Source organism: Ottowia oryzae (assembly GCF_003008535.1).
Classification (GTDB): domain Bacteria; phylum Pseudomonadota; class Gammaproteobacteria; order Burkholderiales; family Burkholderiaceae_C; genus Ottowia; species Ottowia oryzae.
This window is the reverse complement of sequence record NZ_CP027666.1, coordinates 1,410,001-1,425,206: the sequence shown is the minus strand read 5'-3', so window position 1 is coordinate 1,425,206 and position 15,206 is coordinate 1,410,001. Positions and strand designations below refer to the sequence as shown.

The window sequence follows — 15,206 nt, the reverse complement described above, 5'->3', positions numbered from 1 at the left end:
CGTTCGCACGCGCGGGCGGGAAAGGCCGTTGCCGTCCACTTACTCGATCACGAACAGGGGTTGGCCGTATTCGACGGCCTGGCCGTTTTCGCCCAGGACCTGGGTCACGGTGCCGGATTTCTCGGCCTCGATCTCGTTGAGGATTTTCATCGCCTCGATGATGCAGAGCGTGTCGCCCTCTTTCACCTGGCTGCCAACTTCGATGAAAGCCTTGCCGCCCGGGCTGGCCGAACGGTAGAACGTGCCGACCATGGGCGATTTGACGACGAAGCCCGAAGGGGCCGCCGCGGCCGCAGGGGCAGCCGCCTCGGCCGCAGGCGCAGCAGCCGGCGCCAGCGCAGGCGCGGCGACCGGGGCAGCGGCTGGTGCGGCCATCGGTGCGTAGACGGTTTGAACGGGAGCTCCATGCCCAGCCTTGACAATGCGCACCTTGCCTTCGGCTTCGGTGATCTCCAGCTCCGACACGTTGGATTCGGAGACGAGGTCAATCAGGGTCTTGAGTTTGCGCAGGTCCATGCAATGCCTGTGAATGGGGAAATCGTGCGAATTTAACTCAATTTCGCCCTATTTTGCATAACTTGGTTTCAATTTCGCCCAATCCCACGTCGACCTTTGTGACGGATGTTGAGCGATGTCACCGCTTGAAGGCCTCTTTTGGCGCCCCGATGGCACCGCCGCACCGGTAAGCGCCGGCGGGGCAGTGTCAGGCGTTCCAGGCCGCCAGGTCGGCGGCGTGCAGCTGGCCGATCTTGCGCTGCTTGATGCTGCCATCTGCGCCGAACAGCACCGAAAACGGCAGCGCGCCGGCCTCATTGCCCAGGGTTCGGCTGAAATCAACGCCTTCCATGCCCGCCAGCGCCACCGGAAAGCTGACGGGCGCGCGGGCCAGAAACTGGTTCACCGGCGCCGGTTTGTCGACCGCCAAACCCAGCACATGCAGGCCGTTGGCCTTGTTTTGGGTGTAGAAGGCGCTCAATAGCGGCATCTCTTCCACGCACGGCGGGCACCACGTGGCCCAGAAGTTCAGCAGCAGGCGCTGGCCGCGCAGGCTGCTGAGCGCCAGCGTGCCGCCGTCGGGCGTTGGAAAGCTGCGATCCCAAAAGCCGGCCAGGTTGGCCGTATCGACCGCGCCAGGGCTGAAGCGCTTCAGGGCGACGCCCGCGCCGGCTGCGGCGGCCAGCACGCCCACGGCGCCCATGACCCAGCGGCGCGAATGGCCGCTGGCCTGGCCGGGTGCGTCGGGCGCCGCGCCGGGTGGTTGTGTGGGGGTGGTGCTCATGGGGCGGCCTCTTCGGCTTCGGCCATGCGGCGCTCCAGCGCGCGGGCGTCACCGCGTGGCGCGCGGCCGTTGCTGCCGGGTTTCAGCGCGCCGCGCAGGTCGTCGTGGTCGTGAATCATCAGGTGCACGCCGATGGTTTCGCCCAGCTCGGGCGCGGGGGTGCTGAAGCTCAGCGCTTCCACGGTGGCGCCGTTGAAGCCGGTGATGCTTTGCGCGTCGTAGGCAACGCGGTTGTCGATCAGCGCGATCTCGGCCGATTTGGGGTCGTCGCAGAACAGCTGCAGATAAATGTCGGACAGGCGCGTGGCGGTGCCGTTCCACACCGCGCCGGCGATGTGCGGGCGAAATTCGGCCAGCCGATGCATCCACACCAGCGCCAGGCGGCGCAGCGCGGCCAGCTCGGCCGGTTGCGTGTCGCCGTGAAACAGCTGGATGTAGGCGCGCACCTCGGCTTCCATCAGATCGTTGTCTGGCAGGGCGGTGCGCGGCGGCGCGCCCAGGCTTTTCTGCGCGCGGCGCTTGGCCGCACCGTAGTCCAGCCCTTCTTCGACCACCAGGCGCGCGGCGTGCGCGGCGATCTCGTGCGTCAGGGTTTCCATGCGCGCATTCTGCCCTGCCCGCGTCAATCCCTTAAAGTGAACGCCAAACCCGCACGCGCCCACCGCGCAGGAGCCGCCCGCATGCCCCGCACGACCCCGCCCGATTCGCCTTGGCCCCAGCTTGGTTGCGCGCACGCCGGTCTGGCGCGTCTGGCCATGGGCCGATCAGATTCGTGGTCAAAACAGCCCCTGACTCAGGCGCAGCCAGCGCTGGCAGCTATTATTTTCAGAGTGACAGGCGCAGGCGTTTTTACCCACCGGGCCGCCGGTCGCCGCGCCTGCAGCCGCGCAGGGGCCCGCCATGGCTGAGCGCGAACCCACGCCCCCCACCGGCAGCGCGCACCAGATCGTCATCGTGGGCGGCGGCGCCGGCGGGCTGGAGCTGGCCACGCGCCTGGGCGACACGCTGGGCCGGCGCGGGCAAGTGGCGGTCACCCTGGTCGACCGTGCCCGCACCCACGTCTGGAAGCCCAAGCTGCACGAAATCGCCGCGGGCAGCATGAACATGGACGCGCACGAGCTGGATTACCTGGCCCAGGCGCATTGGCACCACTTTCAGTACCGCACCGGCGAAATGACGGGGCTTGACCGCGCCCGCCGCCAGATTCACCTGGCGCCCTACATCGACGACGAAGGCCGCCAGGTGATTGCCGCGCGCAGCCTGCCGTACGACACGCTGGTCATGGCCGTGGGCAGCCTGACCAACGATTTCGGCACGCCCGGCGTGGCGCAGCACGCCATCAAGCTGGAAACCGCACCCGACGCCCGCCTGTTCAACCAGCGCCTGGTCAACGCCGCGCTGCGCGCGCATTCCCGCGCTGACCAAGACGCGGCTGGCGATGGCCACCCCGACACCCCGCGGCACCTGCGCGTGGCCATCATCGGCGCGGGCGCCACCGGGGTCGAGCTGGCCGCCGAGCTGCACCACACCATGCGCGAACTGGTGTCCTACGGCATGCAAAGCATTCAGATCGAGCGCGATCTGCGCATAGATTTGATCGAAGCGGCCGAACGCGTGCTGCCCGGCCTGCCGCCGCGCCTGTCCGCCGCCACCGAAGAGCTGCTGCGCGGCCTGGGCGTGCAGGTGCACACCAACGCGCGCGTGGCCAGCGTGGAAGCGCACACCGTCGTGCTGGCCGATGGCCAGCGCATCGACGCCGACCTGATCGTCTGGGCCGCGGGCGTGAAGGCGCCCGCCTTTCTGGCCGACCTGGACGGGCTGGAGACGAACCGCATCAACCAGCTGGTGGTGCGGCCCACCCTGCAAACCACGCGCGACGCGCACATCTTCGCCCTGGGCGACTGCGCCGCCTGCCCCTGGCTGGGTACCGACAAGACCGTGCCGCCCCGCGCCCAGGCCGCGCACCAGCAGGCCAGCTTCATGCTGGGGCAGATCAAGCGGCTGCTGGCCGGCCAGCCGCTGCGCCACTACCAGTACCGCGACTTCGGCTCACTCGTCTCGCTGGGCGAATACAGCACCGTGGGCAACCTGATGGGCGCGCTGGTGGGCGGCAACATGGTGTTTGAGGGCTTTTTCGCCAAGCTGATGTACAAGTCCCTGTACAAGCAGCACGAGCTGGCGCTGCACGGCTTCACCAAGGTGGCGCTGGATACGCTGGCGCGCACCATCACGCGCCGCACCGAGCCGCATGTGAAGCTGCATTGAGCCGTGGCGCCGCCGTGTTTCGGCGCCAACGCAGGCGCGGCCAGCGGCCGGTTTCGTCGCGCGCCGCCAGTCAGCAGCCCTGTCCGATCACTATCAAAAGCGTAGCTACCGACGCTTACCATTGCTGCGCCAATTGGCAATTTCGCTGACAAGATTGCAACGACCACATCGTTCGCCGCAGTGGCTGATCAGCCGTCGGACGGAGAAAACGATTTCTGCGCGTCGAAACATAAAGCTACACTTCCAGAAAGTTGAGACAACTCCAGCTGCAAGAGACATACCCATGGCCGATGGACTGAAGCGCACAACAACGTCCCGCCCCCTGCGCGCTCGCCGTTGGGGCGCCGCGTTCGGGCTGGCCGCGGCCCTGATGTCCGGCGCCCCCACCGCTTGGGCGCAAAGCTACCTGCCCGTCGGTCCGCAGAAAAACGTGCCGGTAGCCACCGTCACCGGCGGCGGCTGGGTCGAGTGCTACCGCGATACGTACAACAAGGGCAACGACGGCGCCGCGTGGCAGGCCGCGCAAGCCGGATGCGCCGGCGCACGTCTGATGCTAGCCTGCCGCCCCACCGGCAGCAGCACGATCCAGTTGCTGGCGCAGGCACCGCGGGCCGATGTGCTGACCGACACCGGCACCGACTTGACCACCACGCACACCGCCAACGGCACGGCCTGGTACTGGAACAACAACTTATCCTGGGGCTTTGCCGCCCAGGGAGACAGCGTAGCCAAGAACGAATGCGACGTAGCTGGATCGGGCGACAACGACGCCCGGCTGTGCTGGCACAGCGTGAATAACGCTGGTGGTTATCGTTGCGGCGCGGACATGGGCCTGAACAGCAGCACCACCTTTGAACGCATCATCTACGCGCCGCCGCCTTCTTCTGCCGACCTGGCCATCACCAAGACTGACGGCGTCACCACCGCCACCGCGGGCGGCAGCCTAACCTACACCATCAGCGCCAGCAACGCCGGGCCAGACTCGGTGACCGGCGCGACCGTTACCGACACGCTGCCCGCCGCGCTGAGCGGCGCTACCTGGACGTGCGTGGGCGCAGGCGGAGGTACTTGCGCGGCTTCGGGCAGCGGCAACCTCAGCCAGGCAGTCAACCTGCCCGTTGGGGGCAGCGTGACGTTCACGGTGTCTGCGACCGTATCCGTCGCGGCCACCGGCACGCTGAGCAACACCGCCACCATCACCGCACCCACGGGCGTAAGCGACCCCAATGTGGTCAACAACAGCGAAACCGATACCGACACCATCACACAAGGTGGCGAATTGGCGGTCACGCTGACGGGCACCGCCGGGCCAGTGACGATTGGCGCGCCGGTCACTTACACGCTGGTGGCCAGCAACACGGGCCCATCCACAGCCACGGGGGCCGGCGTGACGGGCGCCATGGCCGCACAACTACAGGGGCTGGCCTGGACGTGCGTGGGCTCGGCCGGCGGCGTTTGCGCTGCATCCGGCGCGAACAACTTGATTGACATCGCCACCCTGCCCGCAGGCGCCAGCGTGACTTACACCATCACGGGGACGGTGGCGCCCACGGCAACGCCGGGCACCATCAGCAGCACCGCCACGCTGACGCCACCGGCGGGCTTCAACGACCCGCTCACCGCCAACAACCGCGCGACGGCGTTCACCGCCATCGCCGCACCGGCCATCCCCACGCTGTCGGCTTGGGCCCTGGCGCTGGTGGCCGCGCTGATGGCCAGCGGCGCTGCGCTGTCGCTGCGGCGCAGCGCGCGCGGGCGGGGTTGACGCACCGCGAACTGGGGGCCTCGTTGAGGAGGTCAATCCTGCGGCGCGGCGCCGGGCTGTTTCACGCCTTACGCTATCGGAATGAAAGCTGCCAGCGCTGGCCAGACGGGCGCTAGCGGCCCAAATGGCTTTGATTTTTAGTACCCGGCCCGCGCCTACAATCGCTGCCCATGCATATTCACATTCTGGGCATTTGCGGCACCTTCATGGGCGGCGTGGCGGCGCTGGCGCGCGAGGCGGGCCACCGCGTGACGGGGTGCGACGCGGGCGTGTACCCGCCCATGAGCGACCAGCTGCGCGCGCTGGGCATCGAGCTGATCGAGGGCTACGGCGCCGACCAGCTGGCGCTGCAGCCCGACGTGTTCGTGGTGGGCAACGTGGTCAGCCGCGCCCGCCTGCCCGATGGCAACCCCAAGTTCCCGCTGATGGAAGCCATTCTGGACGCGGGCCTGCCCTACACCAGCGGCCCGCAGTGGCTGGCCGAAAACGTGCTGCAGGGCCGCCACGTGCTGGCCGTGGCGGGCACGCACGGCAAGACCACCACCACGTCGATGCTGGCCTGGGTGCTGGAAAGCGCGGGTCTGTCGCCCGGCTTTCTGGTGGGCGGCGTGCCGCTGAACTTCGGTATTTCGGCCCGGCTGGGCGCGCAGGCCACTGGCCAACAACGGCCCTTGTTCGTCATCGAAGCGGACGAATACGACACTGCGTTTTTCGACAAACGCAGCAAGTTCGTGCACTACCGCCCGCGCACGGCGGTGCTGAACAACCTGGAGTTTGACCACGCCGACATCTTTGACGACCTGGCCGCGATCGAGCGGCAGTTCAACCACCTCGTGCGCACCGTGCCCGCCACCGGGCGCATCGTCGTCAACGACCTGGAAGAAAGCCTGGCGCGCGTGCTGTCGCAAGGCTGCTGGAGCGAGCGCACCGGCTTTGGCAGCGCGGTGAGCGACTTCACCGCCCACGGCGAGCCGAGTGATTTCGAGGTGCAGCGGCGCGGCGTGGCCGTGGGCCGCGTCAGTTGGGCGTTGTCGGGCGTGCACAACCAGCTGAACGCGCTGGCCGCCATCGCCGCGGCCGAGCACGTGGGCGTGCCGCCGGCGGTGGCGTGCCAGGCGCTGGCCAGCTTTCAGAACGTGCGCCGCCGCATGGAAGTGCGCGGCACGGTGCCCCGCGCCGGTGGCGCCATCACGGTGTACGACGACTTTGCGCACCACCCCACGGCGATCCGCACGACGGTGGACGGCCTGCGCCGCCAGTTGGACGCGGCGGGCCGGCAGGCCGAGCGCATCCTGGCCGTGTTCGAGCCGCGCAGCAACACCATGAAGCTGGGCACCATGAAAAGCCAGCTGCCCTGGTCGCTGGAACACGCCGACTTGGCCTTTTGCCACAGCGGGGGGCTGGACTGGAACGCCGCCGCCGCGCTGGCACCCATGGGCGAGCGCGCTCAGGTGGCGGCCACGGTGGACGAGATCGTGCAGCAGGTCGCCGCAGCCGCGCGGGCGGGCGACCATGTGCTGTGCATGAGCAACGGCGGCTTTGGCGGCGTGCACGCCAAGCTGCTGGCGGCGCTGCGCCCCGCGGATTGAGCGCGGCCCGCAGGGGGCGGGTGCCGTGACTGCGCGGATGCGTCGTGCATCCCGTGCGCCCGAGGATGGGGGCGCCGGCAGTCCCAGGCGCTGCGCCCCATCAGGCCGCAAGCAGGCTTACGGCGCGGGGCAGCCAGAAGCGGCAGCATTGCCGCTACACCTTGCGCCCGTCGACCGTTAACGCCAGCGGCGCAGCGCCCAGACGCCCAATCCCAGCAACAAGGTCAGCGTGAGCCAGAACGCCGGCCCGCCACCCACGGGCACCGCGACCGGCGCGGCCAGCAGCGCCAGTGCAATCCCGCCCGGGACGGTGGCGCCCGCCGCAACGGCCGCCGGGTTGGGCTGCGCGTAGGCGGGCCCGGCCGCGGCCCATTGGAATCCGGGCGGTGCCGTCGGCAAGGCGCCTATCGCCAAAGTGCAGTTGGAACTGCCGGCCGGCACGGCCAACGCCGTAGACGCCGTGTTGCCCGCCCCCAGAACGACACTGCCGCTGTAGCTTTGCGACGGGTTCTGGCACGTGGCGGTGAAGGGCACGCGCTCACCCGACAAATCCACCGAGCCAGCGGCCACCGACACCGTGACTTGCAGCGACGCCATCGGGAGCGTGCACGCCAGTGACGCACTGGCGGGCGCGCTGACCTGCCCCGCCGCCGTGCTGAACTGCCCACCCGCCGCCGCGCGGCCGGGGGTGATGGTGTTGGTGATGGCGGCGCCCGTGCATTGGGCCGATGCGCTGGCTGGCCAACGAACAGGCACCGTGACGGCGCAAGTGCCGGGCGTGCCACCCGTGCCCGCAGGCAGGGTGCCACCCGCCAGCGCCAGCGTGCCGTCGCCTGACGCGCCCGTTATCGTGCCGCCGCAGGTGTTGGAAAGCGGCGCGCCATCCAGCACCAGGGGCGCGGGCAACACATCGGTAAAGCGCACGTCGCTCACAGCAACCTGCGGGTCGGTGCGATTGGTAACGGTGACCATGAGGTTGCTGGTGCCACCCGGCTGAACGGCGTTGGGGGCAAATTGCTTGGTGATCTGGCCGCCGCCGCAGGCCGACACGCCACGCACCAACAAGCCGCCTATGGGCGTCGGCGTGGTCCACGTTGCCCCGCTGAAGTTCTGCACGAGCACCACGATTTCGTTGGTACCCGCCTGCCAACCACTGCTCAGCGAAAACTCGCCGGGGATCGTGTAGTGCGGATCACTTGTGGTCCAACCGCCCCCGATCACGGCGCCGTCCTGCTTGACGCCGTTGACGAACACGGCCAGCACCAAATCGTCCACGTGGAAATGCACGCCAAGCCCGAAATCGGCCGGCGCGACAGCGGGATCCAGATTGAAACGGTAGCGGTAGTACGTCCGTGAATAGCCCTCGCGGTTGGAGTTCACGGCAATCCAGTTGGCATTCGGATACGTCTGCCAAATCCACGGCGCGCCGCTGGGTACTACGACGGTGGCGGGATGCCAATCCGCGGCCGATTTGGCCACCAGGGTGTTCGCTTCGTCCGAGCCCACCGGGGTGTATTGCCAGTACGGATCGGCCTGGTTGTAGCCAACCAGGGTACCCGCCGCGTCGGTACCGGTGTTGATGCGGTTGGGCGTGCTGCAACTGAGCGTGGGAAGCGCCTGCGCCAGCGCGGTGCTGGGCAGCCATGCGGCCACCATCAGCGCGCCCGTCACGGCGGCCAGTTTCTGCACCCGCTTGCAAACGTCCAACAGACCTTGTGCTGCCCGCATGGCTTCCTCCCTGTCTAGATCCCGCCGATTGTCGTTGGGTGACTGCGGCCGGCTGACGGCCAGGCTCCTTGCGCGCCCTGCCGCAGCCGGCAAATAAACACTTCAAAAACAATAGCTGCCAGCGCAAGCGGCGACTGCGCCAGAGCCTGTTTTTATGCTCAAAAAGCTGCGGCCAGGCGACCACCCGGTCAGCTGCCGTTCAATAGGAAATCGCCATCGCGCCAAGGTCGACCCGCACCACCGGCTTGGCCAGCGCAGCACTGGCGGCGCGGGCAAAGGCCGGGCCCCATTCGGCGTCGTTCAGCAGGCGTGGGCCGGCGTCGCGCGCCACCACCAGCACCTTGTCGGCCAACAGCAGCTTGCCAGTGGGCCGCAGGGGCTCGCTGCCCAGCTGAACGAACTGGGCGTCCAGCCAATCGCGGCCTTCCGCATTGGTCATGGGCGTGGCCGCGTCCAGGGCGAACACCCATTCGGTCTGCTCATCCTGAACAACGCTGACTTGGCTCTGCATGGGTGTCTCTCGGTGGGTTTTGCGGTTGGATCATGGGCGGCAGGCATCTCGGCCGCGCCCGGTGAATCGGAACGTCGCAGTCTAACGTCGCCGCGCCCCTTGCGAGCCTGCATGCCTGCTCAGCGGCCTAGGTGAATGCCCTGCCCTGCCGCTGGTTTGCGGCTTTTCCGGCCCGATCAAGGGCCGATTGCGGTACGCCCCGACCCAGGCCAGCGCCACACCGCACACCGCCGCGCTCTTGCAAGCGCAGCAGCTTCCGCTGGCCACTGGGCACGCAGAGCCAAAGTGGCTTATCGGGCGCGTCGGGCGCTGACGGCGTTGGACAACACCTCCAGGGCCTCTTCCGTGCCTTCCCAGCCAAGGCACGCGTCGGTGATGCTCTTGCCGTACTCCAGCGCGCTCACCTGGTCCTTGCCGGGTGTGAATTTCTGGGCACCCGCGTGGATGTGGCTCTCGATCATGGTGCCGAAGATGCTGCGCGAGCCGCCCGCGATCTGTGCGGCCAAGTCGCGCGCTACGTCCAGCTGCTTCTCGTGCTGCTTCAAGCTGTTGGCGTGGCTGCAGTCCACCATCAACGTAGCGGGCAACTTGGCGGCCGCCAGGTCGGCGCACGCCGCAGCCACGCTGGCGGCGTCGTAGTTGGGCGCCTTGCCGCCACGCAGGATCACGTGGCAATCCTTGTTGCCATCGGTGTGAACGATGGCAACCTGGCCGTTCTTGTGCACCGACAGAAAATGGTGCCCGCGCGCGGCGGCCTGAATCGCATCGGTGGCGATGCGGATGTTGCCGTCGGTGCCGTTCTTGAAGCCAATGGGCGCCGACAGGCCGCTGGCCAGTTCGCGGTGCACCTGGCTTTCGGTGGTGCGTGCGCCAATGGCACCCCAGCTGATCAGATCGGCGATGTACTGGGGCGAGATCACGTCCAGAAACTCGCTGCCCGCGGGCAAGCCCAGGCGGTTGATGTCGATCAGCAGCTGCCGCGCGATGCGCAGCCCCTCGTCGATGCGGTAGCTTTCATCCAGGTACGGGTCGTTGATCAAACCCTTCCAACCGACGGTGGTACGCGGCTTCTCGAAGTACACGCGCATCACCACTTCCAGCGTATCGGCGTACTTGTCGCGCAGTGGCTTGAGCCGGCGCGCGTAGTCCAGCGCTGCGTCCGGGTCGTGAATCGAACAGGGGCCGACGATGACCAGCAGCCGGTCGTCCTTGCCATTGATGATGTGGCGAATCGACTTGCGGGTGTGGGAGATGAGATTTTCGACCTGGGTGCCGCGAATCGGGAAGAAGCGGATCAGGTGGTCTGGCGGGGGAAGCACGGTGATGTCCTTGATGCGTTCGTCGTCGGTCTCGCTGGTTCGTTCGACGCTCGCATACCAGGAATCGCTGGCGGGGCTGCTGCTCTTGGGGCTCATGGGGCTTCCTTTTTTGGGATGAGATCGAAGGGCTCAAACAAAAAAACCGCCGGGGCTTTCGCACCGGCGGTTTTCGAGATTCTTGGCTTGTCTGCTGTTTGTTTAAGCGCGCGCCACTCGTCCGCCGGATTCCGGGAACCAAAAGTAGCTAAAGTAAAACGCGCGCGTTGCAGACATAGCCGCAGACTGTAGCACAGCGGAATGCAATGGATCGACCAGCCGCTTTTTCAGCCGGTGCCGCCAACGGTCAACCCGTCGATTCTCAACGTCGGCTGGCCAACGCCCACGGGCACGCTCTGCCCCTCTTTGCCACATGTGCCGACGCCCGAATCCAGCGCCATGTCGTTGCCTATCATCGAAATCTTCTTCAACGATTCGGGGCCGCTGCCGACAATGGTTGCGCCTTTGACCGGGTACTGGATCTTGCCGTTTTCAACCCAGTACGCTTCGCTGGCAGAGAAGACGAACTTGCCACTGGTGATATCCACCTGGCCGCCGCCGAAGTTGGTCGCGTACAACCCCTTCTTGATGCTGGCGACGATCTCCTTCGGATCTTTGTCACTGCCTAGCATGTACGTGTTGGTCATGCGCGGCATTGGGATGTGCGCGTAGCTCTCGCGCCGGCCGTTGCCCGTGGGCTTGACCTTCATCAGGCGGGCGTTCATCGCGTCCTGGATGTAACCCTTCAGGATGCCGTCTTCGATCAGTACATTTTTCTGCGTGGGGTGGCCTTCGTCATCGACATTCAGGCTGCCACGACGATCCGCAATGGTGCCGTCGTCCAAGACCGTCACGCCTTTGGCGGCCACACGTTGCCCGATCCGACCTGTGAAGGCGCTCGACCCTTTTCGGTTGAAATCGCCTTCCAGGCCATGCCCAACCGCCTCGTGGAACAAGACACCCGGCCATCCTGGCCCGAGGACAACCGTCATCTCACCCGCCGGCGCGGGGCGGGAATCCAGGTTGGTCAACGCGGCGGACACGGCTTCGTCCACGTACCGTTGGATCAGCACCTCGTCGAAGTACGCGAGCCCGAATCGCCCGCCCCCTCCAAACGAACCAATTTCGCGGCGGCCATTTTGCTCGGCAATCACCGTCACCGAAAGTCGCACAAGCGGACGCACGTCAGCGGCCAAGGTGCCATCCAGGCGCGCGACCAGCACCACATCATGCTCGCTGGCTAGGCCAGCCATGACCTGCACGACGCGAGGATCTTTAGCGCGCGCGAGCTTTTCAACCTTCTCGAGCAGCGCTACCTTGGCAGTGCTGTCCAACGTCCCGATGGGGTCCAGACCGGGGTAGAGCCGGCGGCTGCGAGCCAGCTGGCGCTTGCCCACCTTGATGCGCTTGGATTGCGACGCACCGTTGATCGCGCGGACGGTTTGCGCGGCATCGGTCAGTGAGGCGAGAGAAATATCGTCCGAATACGCGAATGCAGTCTTCTCTCCTGCGACGGCGCGCACGCCAACGCCCTGGTCGATCGAGAAGCTGCCCGTCTTCACGATGCCTTCCTCCAGGCTCCATCCCTCGGCGCGGGTGTACTGAAAGTACAGGTCGGCATCGTCCACCCGATGCTCGGCGATCAGCGCGAGCGTCCTGCTCAGATCACTCTCGGTCAAGCCAAATGGAGTCAGCAGCAACTCGGTCGCAACGCCGAGCCGCTCAATGGTGGGTTCTCTGGAGATCATCAGGAATTCTAGTGCGACGCGACGCGAGATGCCGCCGGCTCTGGCGAAGCACCTATCGAAGCTACGTCGACTTGCCTCTCAAGGTTATCTGCATGCCCACACGGTGAGATTTTCACTTCCCCAAAGCAAAACGCCCAGTCATTGCTGACTGGGCGTTTGCTGCTGTAATAGCCTGACGATGTCCTACTTTCACACGGGAATCCGCACTATCATTGGCGCTAAGGCGTTTCACTGTCCTGTTCGGGATGGGAAGGAGTGGTACCACCTTGCTATGGTCATCAGGCATAACTTTTTGCCGGCCTGACTAGGTCAGGGCGACGAATTCATAGAGTGAATCAGTTTGTTTTGATTGGCGTCACTTGGCATAACACCTGATCGATTGATCAAAGTTATAGGGTCAAGCCGCACGAGCAATTAGTACTGGTTAGCTTAATGCATTACTGCACTTCCACACCCAGCCTATCAACGTCCTGGTCTTGAACGACTCTTTAGGGGGCTCAAGGCCCCGGCAGATCTCATCTTGAAACGAGTTTCCCGCTTAGATGCTTTCAGCGGTTATCTCTTCCGCACTTAGCTACCCTGCGATGCCACGGGCGTGACAACAGGTACACCAGAGGTGCGTCCACTCCGGTCCTCTCGTACTAGGAGCAGGCTTTCTCAAATCTGCAGCGCCCACGGAAGATAGGGACCAAACTGTCTCACGACGTTTTGAACCCAGCTCACGTACCTCTTTAAATGGCGAACAGCCATACCCTTGGGACCGGCTACAGCCCCAGGATGAGATGAGCCGACATCGAGGTGCCAAACACCGCCGTCGATATGAACTCTTGGGCGGTATCAGCCTGTTATCCCCAGAGTACCTTTTATCCGTTGAGCGATGGCCCTTCCATACAGAACCACCGGATCACTATGTCCTGCTTTCGCATCTGCTCGACTTGTCAGTCTCGCAGTTAAGCACGCTTATGCCATTGCACTATCGTCACGATGTCCGACCGTAACTAGCGTACCTTCGAACTCCTCCGTTACACTTTGGGAGGAGACCGCCCCAGTCAAACTGCCTACCATGCACTGTCCCCGATCCCGATAAGGGACCTAGGTTAGAACCTCAAACACACCAGGGTGGTATTTCAACGTTGGCTCCATGCGATCTAGCGACCACACTTCAAAGCCTCCCACCTATCCTACACAGATCTGTTCAAAGTCCAATACAAAGCTACAGTAAAGGTTCATGGGGTCTTTCCGTCTTTCCGCGGGGAGATTGCATCATCACAAACATTTCAACTTCGCTGAGTCTCTGGAGGAGACAGTGTGGCCATCGTTACGCCATTCGTGCAGGTCGGAACTTACCCGACAAGGAATTTCGCTACCTTAGGACCGTTATAGTTACGGCCGCCGTTTACTGGGACTTCGATCAAGAGCTTGCACCCCATCAATTAATCTTCCAGCACCGGGCAGGCGTCACACCCTATACGTCCACTTTCGTGTTTGCAGAGTGCTGTGTTTTTGATAAACAGTCGCAGCCACCTATTCTTTGCAACCCTTTCATGCTCAGATGTTCTCATCACACTACTAGGGCACACCTTCTCCCGAAGTTACGGTGTCAATTTGCCGAGTTCCTTCTCCAGAGTTCTCTCAAGCGCCTTAGAATACTCATCTCGCGCACCAGTGTCGGTTTGCGGTACGGTCGTGTATAGCTGAAGCTTAGTGGCTTTTCCTGGAACCCCGTTCAGTCACTTCGCGAGCAAGCTCGCTCGATCGGCAGCCTCGGTATATAACAAGCGGATTTACCTACCTGTCGCCTACATCTGCCTAAACCAGAATCCAATAACTGGATGACCTATTAGGATCCGTCCCCACATCGCACTATACATCGGTACAGGAATATTGACCTGTTTCCCATCAGCTACGCATCTCTGCCTCGCCTTAGGGGCCGACTTACTCTACGCCGATGAACGTTGCGTAGAAAACCTTGCGCTTACGGCGAGCGGGCTTTTCACCCGCTTTAACGCTACTCATGTCAGCATTCGCACTTCTGATACCTCCAGCAGCCTTTACAAGCCACCTTCACAGGCTTACAGAACGCTCTCCTACCACGCACATTACTGTGCATCCGCAGCTTCGGTAACTGGCTTAGCCCCGTTACATCTTCCGCGCAGGACGACTCGATCAGTGAGCTATTACGCTTTCTTTAAATGATGGCTGCTTCTAAGCCAACATCCTGACTGTTTTAGCCTTCCCACTTCGTTTCCCACTTAGCCAATTTTAGGGACCTTAGCTGGCGGTCTGGGTTGTTTCCCTCTTGTGTCCGGACGTTAGCACCCGGTGCACTGTCTCCCAAGCTGTACTCTGCGGTATTCGGAGTTTGCCTTGGTTTGGTAAGTCGCCATGACCCCCTAGCCAAAACAGTGCTCTACCCCCGCAGGTAATACTTGAGGCACTACCTAAATAGTTTTCGGAGAGAACCAGCTATTTCCAGGTTTGTTTAGCCTTTCACCCCTATCCACAGCTCATCCGCTAGTTTTGCAACACTAGTCGGTTCGGACCTCCAGTACCTGTTACGGCACCTTCATCCTGGCCATGGATAGATCACCTGGTTTCGGGTCTACACCCAGCGACTATTCGCCCTATTCGGACTCGATTTCTCTTCGGCTTCCCTATTCGGTTAACCTTGCCACTGAATGTAAGTCGCTGACCCATTATACAAAAGGTACGCCGTCACCCCGAAGGGCTCCGACTTTTTGTAAGCATGCGGTTTCAGGATCTATTTCACTCCCCTCCCGGGGTTCTTTTCGCCTTTCCCTCACGGTACTAGTTCACTATCGGTCGATGATGAGTATTTAGCCTTGGAGGATGGTCCCCCCATGTTCAGACAGGATTACACGTGTCCCGCCCTACTTTTCTCTAGCCTAGTACCACACGTCTGCTTTCGCATACAGGACTATCACCTGCTATGGTCGGCTTTTCCA

General features: G+C 64.0%; 10 protein-coding genes and 2 rRNA genes (1 of these 12 running past the window's edge). 3 read left to right on the top strand and 9 right to left on the bottom strand.

Features of this window, described 5'->3' with window-relative positions:
• Window positions 1-39: 39 nt before the first annotated feature.
• The 3 genes from accB to C6570_RS06710 form a co-directional block, all read right to left on the bottom strand.
• Complete coding sequence (gene accB / locus C6570_RS06720) at window positions 40-516, bottom strand: acetyl-CoA carboxylase biotin carboxyl carrier protein (protein WP_106702530.1); 477 nt, start codon at window positions 514-516, stop codon at window positions 40-42.
• 187 nt (window positions 517-703) lie between these two features.
• Window positions 704-1,279, bottom strand: a complete 576-nt coding sequence (locus C6570_RS06715) for a TlpA disulfide reductase family protein (RefSeq protein ID WP_106702529.1) — start codon at window positions 1,277-1,279, stop codon at window positions 704-706.
• Window positions 1,276-1,878, bottom strand: a complete 603-nt coding sequence (locus C6570_RS06710) for a hypothetical protein (protein WP_106702528.1) — start codon at window positions 1,876-1,878, stop codon at window positions 1,276-1,278. The genes C6570_RS06715 and C6570_RS06710 overlap by 4 nt, the downstream gene beginning before the upstream one ends.
• 301 nt (window positions 1,879-2,179) lie before the next feature.
• Between C6570_RS06710 and C6570_RS06705 the strand changes: the two genes are divergently transcribed.
• From C6570_RS06705 to mpl, 3 genes are all read left to right on the top strand, one after another.
• Window positions 2,180-3,544 carry an NAD(P)/FAD-dependent oxidoreductase gene (locus C6570_RS06705; RefSeq protein WP_106702527.1) on the top strand — a complete coding sequence of 455 codons (1,365 nt, stop codon included), beginning with the start codon at window positions 2,180-2,182 and terminating at the stop codon, window positions 3,542-3,544.
• A gap of 283 nt (window positions 3,545-3,827) precedes the next feature.
• On the top strand, window positions 3,828-5,309 hold the full coding sequence (locus tag C6570_RS06700) for a DUF11 domain-containing protein (protein WP_106702526.1): 1,482 nt from the start codon (window positions 3,828-3,830) through the stop codon (window positions 5,307-5,309).
• 170 nt (window positions 5,310-5,479) lie between these two features.
• Window positions 5,480-6,898: a UDP-N-acetylmuramate:L-alanyl-gamma-D-glutamyl-meso-diaminopimelate ligase gene (gene mpl / locus C6570_RS06695; protein ID WP_106702525.1), complete on the top strand. Its 1,419-nt coding sequence runs from the start codon at window positions 5,480-5,482 to the stop codon at window positions 6,896-6,898.
• A 177-nt stretch (window positions 6,899-7,075) separates the two neighbouring features.
• Here the strand turns inward: mpl and C6570_RS06690 are convergent, their stop codons facing one another.
• The 6 genes from C6570_RS06690 to C6570_RS06665 all read right to left on the bottom strand — a co-directional run.
• Window positions 7,076-8,626, bottom strand: coding sequence for a DUF7933 domain-containing protein (locus tag C6570_RS06690; protein ID WP_123812233.1), 1,551 nt, complete (start codon window positions 8,624-8,626; stop codon window positions 7,076-7,078).
• Window positions 8,627-8,825: 199 nt separating this feature from the next.
• On the bottom strand, window positions 8,826-9,137 hold the full coding sequence (locus C6570_RS06685; RefSeq protein WP_106702523.1) for a hypothetical protein: 312 nt from the start codon (window positions 9,135-9,137) through the stop codon (window positions 8,826-8,828).
• 290 nt (window positions 9,138-9,427) lie between these two features.
• A complete protein-coding gene (locus tag C6570_RS06680; RefSeq protein WP_106702522.1) occupies window positions 9,428-10,552 on the bottom strand; it encodes a 3-deoxy-7-phosphoheptulonate synthase in 1,125 nt (374 codons plus the stop codon).
• Between the two features lie 227 nt (window positions 10,553-10,779).
• Window positions 10,780-12,240 carry a metalloprotease TldD gene (gene tldD / locus C6570_RS06675; RefSeq protein WP_106702521.1) on the bottom strand — a complete coding sequence of 487 codons (1,461 nt, stop codon included), beginning with the start codon at window positions 12,238-12,240 and terminating at the stop codon, window positions 10,780-10,782.
• 170 nt (window positions 12,241-12,410) lie between these two features.
• A 5S ribosomal RNA gene (gene rrf, locus C6570_RS06670) occupies window positions 12,411-12,523 on the bottom strand.
• 110 nt (window positions 12,524-12,633) lie between these two features.
• Window positions 12,634-15,206: ribosomal RNA gene (locus C6570_RS06665) — 23S ribosomal RNA — on the bottom strand; it runs 294 nt beyond the window's last position.